This window comes from Nocardiopsis xinjiangensis YIM 90004 (genome assembly GCF_000341145.1).
GTDB lineage: Bacteria > Actinomycetota > Actinomycetes > Streptosporangiales > Streptosporangiaceae > Nocardiopsis > Nocardiopsis xinjiangensis.
Map to the genome: position 1 here is coordinate 232,436 of NZ_ANBE01000006.1, position 10,290 is coordinate 242,725.

The following is a 10,290-nucleotide window of genomic DNA, read 5'->3' on the forward strand; positions in this document are numbered from 1 at the left end:
GGCCACCGACGATTTCCCGGTGGCAGCACCGGCGTCGCGCACTCCCGGGAAAACACTCCGCGCTCATGAAGAGCCCCGCGGAGACCGGCCGGGCGCGCATACTGCGGGCGGTCGGCGCACCGGGGGTCTCCGGTCAGCTCCGGGGGTTGAGGACCTGGAAGAGCACGTGGTCCTGCCAGCGTCCGTCGATGCGCAGGTATTCGGGGGCCAGGCCGTAGGGCCGGAACCCGTTGCGGCGCAGCACCCGCTGGGAGGCGGCGTTGTGCGGAACGGTCTCGGCCTGCAGGCGGTGCAGGCCCAGGGTGCCGAAGGCCATCCGCTTGACCTCGCCGACGGCCGCGGTGGCCAGGCCCCGCCCGTTGTGCGAGGACGCGATCCAGTAGCCGAGGGTGCCCGACTGCAGGGCGCCGCGCACGATGCCGTTGAGGTTGATGCGTCCGACGATGCGGTCGGTGTCGTCGGTGACGACCAGGGGCACTTCGTGGCCGTCGATGTAGCCGGTCAGCTGCTGATCCAGGAGCCGGTACTGGCCCTGCGCGGTGAAGTACTCCGCGGGCCGCAACGGCTCCCAGGGGGCGAGGAACGTGCGGTTCTCGACCAGGCGGGCGGCGATCTCCGCGGCGTCCTCCAGTCTGGCCAGGCGTGTGTGTGGCATGGGTTCCCCTCGTGCCGTCGACGACTCCGGGCAGGTTAGCCTCCACCGCGGATCGGGCGCGCGGGCGGTGGGCCGTGTTCGTCCACAGGTACGAATCCCGCCTTCCGGCCGCAGAAATCGAGTGGGACAATGCAGGCGTGACACTTCGACACCCTGAACAGCCAGATCCCGCTCAGGATTCTCCCGAGACCGGATCCCCGAAGACCTTCGCCGCCGGCCTGCCCGCAGTTCTGAAGAGTGTGCGCCAGGTCGCGGAGAACGCCGGCGTGATGCGCGGCCTGCCCGCCATGCTCAAGGTCAACCAGAAGAAGGGCTTCGACTGCCCCGGTTGCGCCTGGCCCGAGGCCGAGGAGCGCCACACGGCCGAGTTCTGCGAGAACGGCGCCAAGGCCGTCGCGGAGGAGGCCACCAACCGGGGGCTCACGGGTGAGTTCTTCGCCCGCCATTGCGTCTCCGATCTCGCCGAGCGTTCCGGGTACTGGCTGGGCCGGCAGGGCCGCCTGACCGAGCCNTGATCGCCGACGATCTGCGCGGCGTCGACCACCCCGACCGGGCGGTCTTCTACACCTCGGGCCGCACCAGCAACGAAGCGGCCTTCGTCTACCAGCTGTTCGCACGGGACCTGGGCACCAACAACCTGCCCGACTGCTCCAACATGTGCCACGAGTCCTCCGGCTCGGCGCTGTCGGAGACCATCGGTGTGGGCAAGGGCAGTGTGTCCCTGGAGGACCTGCAGCGCGCCGACCTCATCATCGTCGCGGGCCAGAACCCGGGCACCAACCACCCGCGCATGCTCAGTTCCCTCAAACGCGCCAAACGCGCGGGGACACGCATCGTGACGATCAATCCGCTCCCGGAGGCCGGCAGCGCCAACTTCCGCGACCCGCAGACCCCGGCCGGGCTCCTGGGGCGCGGTACCGACCTGACCGACCTGTTCGCGCAGATCCGCCTGGGCGGTGATCTGGCCCTGTTCTCGGCGGTCAACCGGTTGCTGTTGGAGGCCGACGCGCGCGGTGAGCAGGTGCTGGACCGCGCGTTCGTGGAGGGATTCACGCACGGTTTCGACGACTACGCCAAGGAGCTCCTGGCCGAGCCGGACGAGGAGTTCTGGCCTCGGGTGGAGCGCGACACAGGCCTGGACCGCGAGCTGATCGAGCGCATCACCACGATGGTCACCGAGTCCGAGAGTGTCGTGGTGTGCTGGGCGATGGGGTTGACCCAGCACAAGCACTCGGTGCCGACGATCCGCGAGGTCGTCAACTTCCTGCTGCTGCGCGGCAACGTGGGGCGCCCGGGCGCGGGGGTGTGTCCGGTGCGTGGGCACTCCAACGTGCAGGGCGACCGTACGATGGGCATCTGGGAGAAACCGCCGGAGGAATTCCTGGACGCCCTGGCGGGCGAGTTCGGTTTCGAGCCGCCGCGCGAGCACGGCCACGACACGGTCGAGGCGATCCAGGCCATGGGGCGCGGTGAGGTCGACGTGTTCTTCGCGATGGGCGGCAACTTCGTGTCGGCTTCCCCCGACACGCTCGCGACCGAGGACGCCATGCGACAGGTGGGGCTCACGGTGCACGTGTCCACCAAGCTGAACCGTTCGCACGTGGTCACCGGGACGCGGGCACTGATCCTGCCGACGTTGGCGCGCAGCGACCGCGACGTGCACGGAGGCCGGGAGCGGTGGGTGACCGTGGAGGACTCCATGGGCAAGGTGCACGCCTCCCACGGGGTCCTCGACCCGCTGGCGCAGAGCATGCGTTCGGAGGTCGACATCGTGCGCGAGCTGGCCCGCCGGACCCTGGGCGAGCGTTCGTCGGTGGACTGGGACTCCCTGGCCGACTACGACACCGTCCGCGACCACGTGGCGGCGGTGGTGCCGGGGTTCGAGGACTTCAACACCCGGGTGCGCCGTTCGAGCGGGTTCACGTTGCCGCACGCTCCGCGTGATGACCGCCGGTTCCCGACGGCGACGGGTCTGGCCAACTTCACCCGCAACGGCGATTACGCGCCGCAGGTCCCCGAGGGGCGGCTGCTGTTGCAGACCCTGCGTTCGCACGATCAGTACAACACCACGATCTACGGGTTGGACGACCGCTACCGGGGTGTGACCGGCGGGCGCCGGGTGGTGCTGGTCAACCCGGAGGACGCCCGGGAGTTGGGCCTGGTGGAGGGTTCGCACGTGGACCTGGTCAGTGAGTGGCAGGACGGCCGCGAGCGCCGGGCTCCGTACTTCAAGGTGGCGCTGTACCCGACCGCGCGCGGATGCGCGGCTGCCTACTACCCCGAGACCAACGTGCTGGTGCCGTTGGACTCCACGGCCGACATCAGCAACACCCCCACGTCCAAGTCGGTGGTGGTGCGCTTCGAGGCCGGCACGGTGGCGCCGACGCAAGGGATCTGACCCGGGTCTCGATGCCCTACCGGTTACGGGGGCGCCCCTCGGCCACGGCCGACGGGGGCGCCCCCGTAGCCTGAGGCGATGCCGACCATCTATCTGATCCGCCACGGCAAGGCGTCCCCCGAGGCGGAGGACTACGACGAGCTCAGCACGACCGGGTACGAACAGGCACGTCTGCTCGGTGCGGAGCTGCGGCGCCGGGATCTCGCGGTGGGTCCGGTGGTCTCGGGTTCGCTGCGGCGCCAGCGGCAGACCGCGTGCGCGGCGTTGGCCGAGGCCGGGATCGAGGAGATGCCCGAGGTGGACCGGCGTTGGGACGAGTACGATCACCTGCGGTTGCTGGCCCTGGACCCGCAGGAGGGCGGGTCGCTGCAGGAGCGGTTGGATGCCTCGCTCACCACGTGGACGGGCTCGGGTGAGACCGGGCCGGGCAGTTGGAACCATTTCCGGGACGGTGTGACGGCGGCTCTGACCGATCTGGTGTTCCGGTTGGAGCGGGGCCGTACCGCGCTGGTGTTCACCTCCGCGGGGGTGATCTCGACGCTGTGTTCGGTGCTGTTGTCGACTTCCACGTCAGGGTTCCTGGCGATGAACCGGATCGTGGTCAACGGATCGGTCACCAAGCTGTTGCACGGGCGCAGCGGCGCCCAGTTGGTCGGGTTCAACGACCACGCGCACCTGGAGCACGGCGGCACGGAGCTGATGACCTACCGCTGACGGAGCGGGGCGTGCGTTACTTCGCCGAGCTCCCCGCGGAGGCCGGGCTCCACGGGTAACGCTGCAGCGCGGCGCGCAGACCGAGTTCGTACCCGAGGACGCCACAGCCTGCGATGTAGCCCGCTGCCACGGGTGCGGTCACGGAGGTGTGGCGGAAGGTCTCGCGGGCGTAGACGTTGGAGATGTGGACCTCGACGACGGGGACCTCGACGGCGTCGACGGCGTCACGCAGGGCGATGCTGTAGTGGGCATAGGCGCCGGGGTTCATCACCACACCGGCCCAGTCGCGGGCGCCGTGGATCAGGTCGACGAGGTCGCCCTCGCCGTTGCGTTGTGCGCAGAGGACCTCCACGCCGAGTTCCTCGCCCAGGGCGACCACTCGCGCCTCGGCCTCGGCCAGGGCGGTGGTGCCGTACTGGTCGGGGTCGCGGGTGCCCAGGAGGTTGAGGTTGGGCCCGTTGAGCAGCAGGACCTTGCGGACGGGTTCGGGGGTGTGGCTCATGCGGTGCGCCTCGGATGGTCGGTGGGCGGATGTTTCGGTGGCACCCGGCGGGCTCGCCGGTGCTCGCGCGCCGGATGGTGCCAGTGCCCGAGCATACGGGGCCCACCAGGGGCAGGTGCCGGGGTGACCCGCACCACGGGGTCAGATAGCATACCGACCAGTCGGTTCACGATGGTATGGAGGAACCCCGTGGCGTCCACCCTGTTGTCCGCACGTGACCTGCGTTTCCTGCTCTACGAATGGCTCGGTGCCGAGCAGCTGACCGAACGCCCCCACTACGCCGAGCACTCCCGCGAGACCTTCGACGGCGCGTTGGAGCTGGCCGAACGTGTGGCCACCGACCACTTCGCACCGCACAACAAGATCAACGACACCGACGAACCGCACTTCGACGGCGAACGGGTGCACGTCAACGCCGAGGTCGGCGAGGCCATGAAGGTCTACGCCGAGACCGGACTGAGTTCCCTGGGCATGCCCGAATCGGTGGGCGGGGCGCAGGTACCGCACGTGGTCTCCAGCGCCTGCAACGCCTGGTTCCAGGCCGCGAACCTGGGCACCTCGGCCTATCCCTTCCTCACCAGCGGAAACGCACGCCTGCTCCTGGAACACGGAAACCAGGAGCAGATCGACATGTTCGTGCGCCCCATGGTCGAGGGACGCTGGACCGGGACGATGTGCCTGTCCGAGCCCCAGGCCGGCAGCTCGCTGGCCGACATCACCACACGCGCCGAACCGGCCGAGGACGGTGCGTTCCGGGTCTTCGGCAACAAGATGTGGATCTCGGCCGGCGACCACGAACTGAGCGAGAACATCCTCCACCTGGTCCTGGCCAAGCTCCCCGGAGGCCCACCCGGGGTCAAGGGCATCTCGCTGTTCGCCGTGCCCAAGTACCTGCCCGGCTCCGACGGCGCACCCGGCGAGCGCAACGACGTGGTCCCGGCCGGGCTCAACCACAAGATGGGCTACCGGGGCACCGTCAACGCGCTGCTCAACTTCGGGGAGGGCCGCCACACTCCCCAGGGCCGGCCCGGGGCGATCGGGTACCTGGTCGGTGAGGCCCACCAGGGCCTGAAGTACATGTTCCACATGATGAACGGCGCCAGGATCGGGGTCGGCGCCGGAGCGGCCGCCGTGGGCTACACCGGGTACCTGAAGTCGCTGGCCTATGCCCGCGAACGGGTGCAGGGCCGTCCGCTGACCGCCAAGGACCCCGGCCGGCCACAGGTGCCCGTCATCGAGCACACGGACGTGCGCCGGATGCTGCTGGCCCAGAAGAGCTACGTCGAGGGTGCGATGGCGCTGGTGCTCTACAGCGCGCGCCTGGTCGACGACACCCTCAGCCACGAGGACCCCGAGACCCGCGAACACGCGGAGCTGCTCCTGGACGTGCTGACGCCCATCGTCAAGAGCTGGCCCTCGCAGTGGTGCGTGGTCGCCAACGACCTGGCGATCCAGGTGCTCGGCGGGTACGGGTACACACGCGAGTACGACGTGGAGCAGCACTACCGCGACAACCGGCTCAACGCGATCCACGAGGGCACACACGGGATCCAGGGGCTGGACCTGTTGGGCCGCAAGGCGGTGCAGGACGGTGGAAAGCGCCTGTCGTTGCTGGTGGAGCAGGCACGCGGATGCGTACGGCGGGCCCGGGCCCTGGGTGGGGACGAGGCCGAACACGCGGACCTGCTGGATGCGGCTCTGGAGCGCGCGGCGCACACGGCCGCGTCCGCCTGGTCCCAGGGCCGGCCGGAGGTGGCTCTGGCCAACGCCACGCCCTACCTGGAAGCGGTGGGGCACGTGGTGCTGGCGTGGATGTGGCTGGAGCAGTCGGTGGCCGCGCACGGGCACGGGGGCGCCTTCTACGACGGCAAGCGAGCAGCGGCCCGGTACTTCTTCCGGCACGAGCTGCCCCGCACCGGTCCGTGGTTCGATCTGGTGGCCGCGTGTGAGACGACGGTGCTGGACACCCCGGCCGACCTGCTGTGACCTCTCTCCCCGGTGGCCGCTCCCCATGGGCGCGGCCGCCGCGTCCGGCTCAGCCGGCCGGTTCGGTCAGGGCCTTCTCCAGGGGCCCGGTGATCTCGGGGGCGTCGGGGCGGGTGGTGGAACGGAACCGGTGCACGGTGCCGTCGGGCAGCACGAGGAACTTCTCGAAGTTCCACTTGACTTTGCCGGCCTTGCCCTTGGCGTCGGCCGTCCGCGTGAGTTCGGCGAACAGGGGGTGGCGGCCGCGCCCGTTGACCTTGGCCTTGCTCGCCATCGGGAAGGTCACGCCCCAGGTGGCCGAGCAGTACTCGGCGATCTTGCCGTCCCCGCCGAACTCCTGCAGGAACTGGTTGCTGGGAAAGCCCACCACGGTGAAACCACGCTCGGCGTAACGCCGTTGGAGCTCCTCGAGCTGTTCGTACTGCTGGGTGAAACCGCACCGTGAGGCGACGTTGACCACGAGGCGGACCTTGTCGGCCCACTCTCCGAAAGTGGTCTGGCGCCCGTCGATGAGGGTCACGGGGATCCGCTCCAGTGCCGGCACGGTCTCCTCCTGGTCGGTCGGTCGGGTGGCCACCGTACCGGCCGCCCCGGGAGCCCGGGAGGCTACAAGCGGGTCAGGCATTTTCACGCCACTCCCCCGGCCCGGCTCAGATGGCTTCTTTGCGCTGCAGGTAGGAGAAGGCGGCCCAGCCGGGCAGGACGGGCAACCAGAAGGTGAGTAGCCGAAACAGCAGCACCGCGGGCAGGGCGACCGCGGCCGGGACCCCGACGACGGCGGTCAGCCCGCCGATGAGGGCGGCCTCGACGGCGCCGAGCCCTCCTGGGGTGGGTGCGGTCGATCCGACGGCGTTGCCGGCGAGGAAGACCACGGCGACAGCGACCAGGCTGACCTCCTCGCCGGGGTGGGTGAAGGCGAGCACGGAGAAGTGCAGGCACAGCACGAACCCGATGGTCAGCAGCAAGGTGCCGCCCAGCCCCAGGACCAGGCCGCCTGGGCTCTGGAGGGTGTCCAGCAGCCTCGGCAGGATCCCGCTGAGGTAGGGGCGCACCCGCTCGCCCACGGCCCGGCGCATGCGCGGCTGCAGCAGGACAGCGCCGATGGCGGCGGTGGCGGCCAGGCACACCAGGACGACGGTCGGTGAGGGGGTGAAGCCGGTCCAGTAAGAGGTCCCCGTCAGGTACGCGCACACCAGCAGCAGCGGTACGTGCACGAGGAACCCGACGGCCTGGCTCAGACCGACCGCGGACAGGGCCAGGGAGGTGGAGGCCCCGGCCTTGACGACGAAACGGGAGTTGATCGCGATCGAGCCGAGCCCGGCCGGGGCGGCGATACGTACGAAGGAGGCGGCGTACTGCACCAGGAGCGTGCGCCACCACGGCAGGCGCAGCGGCACGAAACCGATGAGGACCATGGCGGCGGCGACCATACACACGGTGGCCATGACCAGGGCGGCCACGGACCAGGACAGGTCGGCGCCGGCGATGGTGGCGAAGTCGACGCCGGTGAGTTGGTTGAGCAGCACGAGGCCGACGACGGTGACCACGGCGACGCTGATGACGGTGCGCAGGCGCATGCGCTCGAGGCGGGCGGGGGCGGCGGGCGCCTCGGGGGCCATGGTGACGATGTATTCGCGCAGCCGGGCCAGCAGACCGCGGTCGGCACGCAGGTCGGCGCGCTGGGCGTAGGGCAGGCCGGCGGGCTGGAGGAAGGGCAGCAGGGCAGCGGTGCCGTTGACGCCGAGGGCGCGTACGGCGGAGTCGGCGGCGCGGCGTTCGCCGATGCGCAGGGCCAGCAGGGTGAGCAGGGCGGCCGAGTCGAGGGTGAGGCGGAGTTGGGGCGCGGCGACGGTCCCGCGGTCCACACCGGTCAGGACGATCTCGCCGTCGTCGGTGAGGCCGAGGGTGTGTCCGCTCAGGTCTCCGTGGGCGATGCGGTGGCGGTGCAGGTTCCCGAGCATGTGCCAGCAGCGGTCGGCGAGGGGGTCGGTGATCTCCTGGCGGGTGAGTGCGTCGAAGGGGCGCCCCGCCACGATGTCGCGGACGAGGAGGATGGTACCGGGGGAGAGCTCGCCCACGGCCAGGACTCTGGGGGTGTGTGCCCCGGTGCTGCGCACGCTCTGTCCCATGAGGGCGGCGTGTTCGGCGCGGCGGCGGACCCCGTAGAGCATGCGCGGTGCGGCAGGGCCGCGCAGGAGGAGCAGGCCGCGCAGGCGCCGCCAGAACCCGGAGGTGTTCTCGGAGCTGAGAACGGACAGTTCCACGTGGGAGCCGTCGGTCAGGTCGGCGAGGAAGCGGGGGTTGCCGTCGTGGTCGTGCCCGGCAGGGCTGATGAGGTCGGCGGGCATACCGAAGCGGGCGAGTTCCTCGTGGGAGCCCCGGGCGAGGTCGGTGGGCGCAGTGCTGGTGCCGACGGCGTACAGGGCCAGGGCCCCGCAGGCCAGGCCGACCAGGACGGTCACGAGCAGGGCCAGAAAGCTGGTGACCCCGGCCAGGACGGCGCAGACGGTGGCGGTGACGGTGGCGCCCCAGAGCCAGGATCGCACGCGCGGCAGGCCGGGCGGCAGGGTACGGGCCACGGCGATGGCGGCGGCGACGTAGCCGAGGCTGGCGCTGGTGAAGATCTCACCGGGCGCCCAGGGGAAGGTGGGTTCACCGCGGCCGACGAGGGCGGCCAGGGCGGCGTTGACCAGGGAGGCGAGCCCGTAGGCGGCCAGCCCGGCGGCCGAGGACCGGGCCAGGTCGCGCAGGCGGCGCAGGAAGAGGGCGCGCAGGGCGGTCAGGCAGAAGATCAGGAGGATGAGGAGGTTGGCGCCCAGGGCGGTCAGGAAGAGCAGTCCGGAGGGGATCAGGGCGCGCAGGCCGTCGGGGTCGGCGACCTGGTCGGGGTCGGTGACCAGATGCACGGCGGTGAGGACGGCGGCCAGCAGCAGGAGTCCGGCGGTGCCCGCGAGGAGGTCGACGGGTCTGCGCGGTACACGTGCGGCGGGCGTGGGGGCCGGGCTCCAGGGGTCGGTGTCGGTTCGGGGTGTCACGTGTCCCAGCCTGCCCGACCGGCGGGGATTCGGGCTGACAGGGCGGGGGTGTTTCGTCCTACCTGTTCGCCGAACGTGACACCGCCGCCGGGCCGGGCCCGGCGGCGGGCGGGGTGTGGTCCGGGGCGCTCCGATGGGGCGCGGTGGTGCCGCGCCCCGCGCGGGTGGTCAGCGCTTGCGCTGGTAACGGCGGTTGAAGCGCTCCACGCGTCCGGCGGTGTCGACCACACGTGCGGCACCCGTGTAGAAGGGGTGGCTGGCGCTGGAGATCTCGACGTCGATGACCGGGTAGGTCTTTCCGTCGCTCCATTCCATGGTGTGGTCGCTGGTGGCGGTGGACCGTGTGAGGACGGCGAAGTCGCCGGCCTTGTCGCGGAAGACGACGGGCCGGTACTCGGGATGGATCCCGTTTCTCATGGGCTCAGCGCTCCTCTCGGTACTCGACGTGGTGTCGCACGACGGGGTCGAACTTCTTCAGGCGCAGGCGGTCCGGTGTGTTGCGCCGGCTCTTGCGCGTGACGTAGGTGTGTCCGGTTCCGGCGGTGGACTTGAGTTTGATGAGGGGACGGGTCTCGTTGCGTGCCATGTTTCCTCCTGGTCTCGGTGCCCGGTCACTAGAAGGTTATGATAACCGTTTTCATTCCTGGTTTTGGCAGTGAACTCTGTCCGAAACCAGGTGATTGCGCAGAGTATCCATTGCATCACCGGCCGATCCTGCGCCGGGCCGCCGACACGCACGCGGACCTCTCCCTCGGGCTCACCGGGGTCCGGGCACGGCAAAGGGCGGGGCCGCACATCGGCGGCCCCGCCCTCGGGGTACACGGTGGGTCAGGCCGAGGCCTGGACCGCGCGGTTCTCCTTGCGTTCGGCGCGCAGGCGGCGGGACTCGTCGGCGTCCAGCACCGGAGCCGCGGCCAGCAACGAGCGCGTGTACTCGCTCCGAGGACTCTCGTAGATCTCGTCGCTGTGGCCCGCCTCCACGATCTCGCCCTTCCTCATC

General features: G+C 70.5%; 9 protein-coding genes and 1 pseudogene. 3 read left to right on the forward strand and 7 right to left on the reverse strand.

What is annotated here, in order from left to right:
- Positions 1-133: 133 nt before the first annotated feature.
- Positions 134-655 carry a GNAT family N-acetyltransferase gene (locus D473_RS0104260; RefSeq protein WP_017607852.1) on the reverse strand — a complete coding sequence of 174 codons (522 nt, stop codon included), beginning with the start codon at positions 653-655 and terminating at the stop codon, positions 134-136.
- 137 nt (positions 656-792) lie between these two features.
- Here D473_RS0104260 and D473_RS25495 point away from each other — a divergent pair.
- Both D473_RS25495 and D473_RS0104270 read left to right on the forward strand, forming a co-directional pair.
- Positions 793-3,053: pseudogene (locus D473_RS25495) on the forward strand (FdhF/YdeP family oxidoreductase).
- Positions 3,054-3,131: 78 nt separating this feature from the next.
- Complete coding sequence (locus D473_RS0104270) at positions 3,132-3,767, forward strand: histidine phosphatase family protein (RefSeq protein WP_017607854.1); 636 nt, start codon at positions 3,132-3,134, stop codon at positions 3,765-3,767.
- 16 nt (positions 3,768-3,783) lie between these two features.
- Here the strand turns inward: D473_RS0104270 and aroQ are convergent, their stop codons facing one another.
- Complete coding sequence (aroQ, locus tag D473_RS0104275) at positions 3,784-4,269, reverse strand: type II 3-dehydroquinate dehydratase (RefSeq protein ID WP_017607855.1); 486 nt, start codon at positions 4,267-4,269, stop codon at positions 3,784-3,786.
- Positions 4,270-4,458: 189 nt separating this feature from the next.
- On the opposite strand from aroQ, the gene D473_RS0104280 reads away from it, so the two are divergent.
- Positions 4,459-6,255 (forward strand): acyl-CoA dehydrogenase, encoded by a 1,797-nt coding sequence (locus D473_RS0104280; protein WP_017607856.1) that lies wholly within the window; start codon positions 4,459-4,461, stop codon positions 6,253-6,255.
- 49 nt (positions 6,256-6,304) lie between these two features.
- On the opposite strand, the gene D473_RS0104285 is transcribed toward D473_RS0104280, so the two are convergent.
- The 5 genes from D473_RS0104285 to D473_RS28500 all read right to left on the reverse strand — a co-directional run bounded on the left by D473_RS0104285 (position 6,305) and on the right by D473_RS28500 (position 10,289).
- Complete coding sequence (locus D473_RS0104285; protein ID WP_026126594.1) at positions 6,305-6,799, reverse strand: glutathione peroxidase; 495 nt, start codon at positions 6,797-6,799, stop codon at positions 6,305-6,307.
- A gap of 106 nt (positions 6,800-6,905) precedes the next feature.
- Positions 6,906-9,290: a lysylphosphatidylglycerol synthase domain-containing protein gene (locus tag D473_RS0104290; RefSeq protein WP_017607858.1), complete on the reverse strand. Its 2,385-nt coding sequence runs from the start codon at positions 9,288-9,290 to the stop codon at positions 6,906-6,908.
- A gap of 168 nt (positions 9,291-9,458) precedes the next feature.
- Positions 9,459-9,707, reverse strand: coding sequence for a type B 50S ribosomal protein L31 (locus tag D473_RS0104295; protein WP_017607859.1), 249 nt, complete (start codon positions 9,705-9,707; stop codon positions 9,459-9,461).
- Between the two features lie 4 nt (positions 9,708-9,711).
- Complete coding sequence (gene rpmG, locus D473_RS0104300; RefSeq protein ID WP_017607860.1) at positions 9,712-9,876, reverse strand: 50S ribosomal protein L33; 165 nt, start codon at positions 9,874-9,876, stop codon at positions 9,712-9,714.
- Between the two features lie 242 nt (positions 9,877-10,118).
- Complete coding sequence (locus D473_RS28500) at positions 10,119-10,289, reverse strand: ABC transporter ATP-binding protein (RefSeq protein ID WP_394296757.1); 171 nt, start codon at positions 10,287-10,289, stop codon at positions 10,119-10,121.
- Position 10,290: the final 1 nt, after the last annotated feature.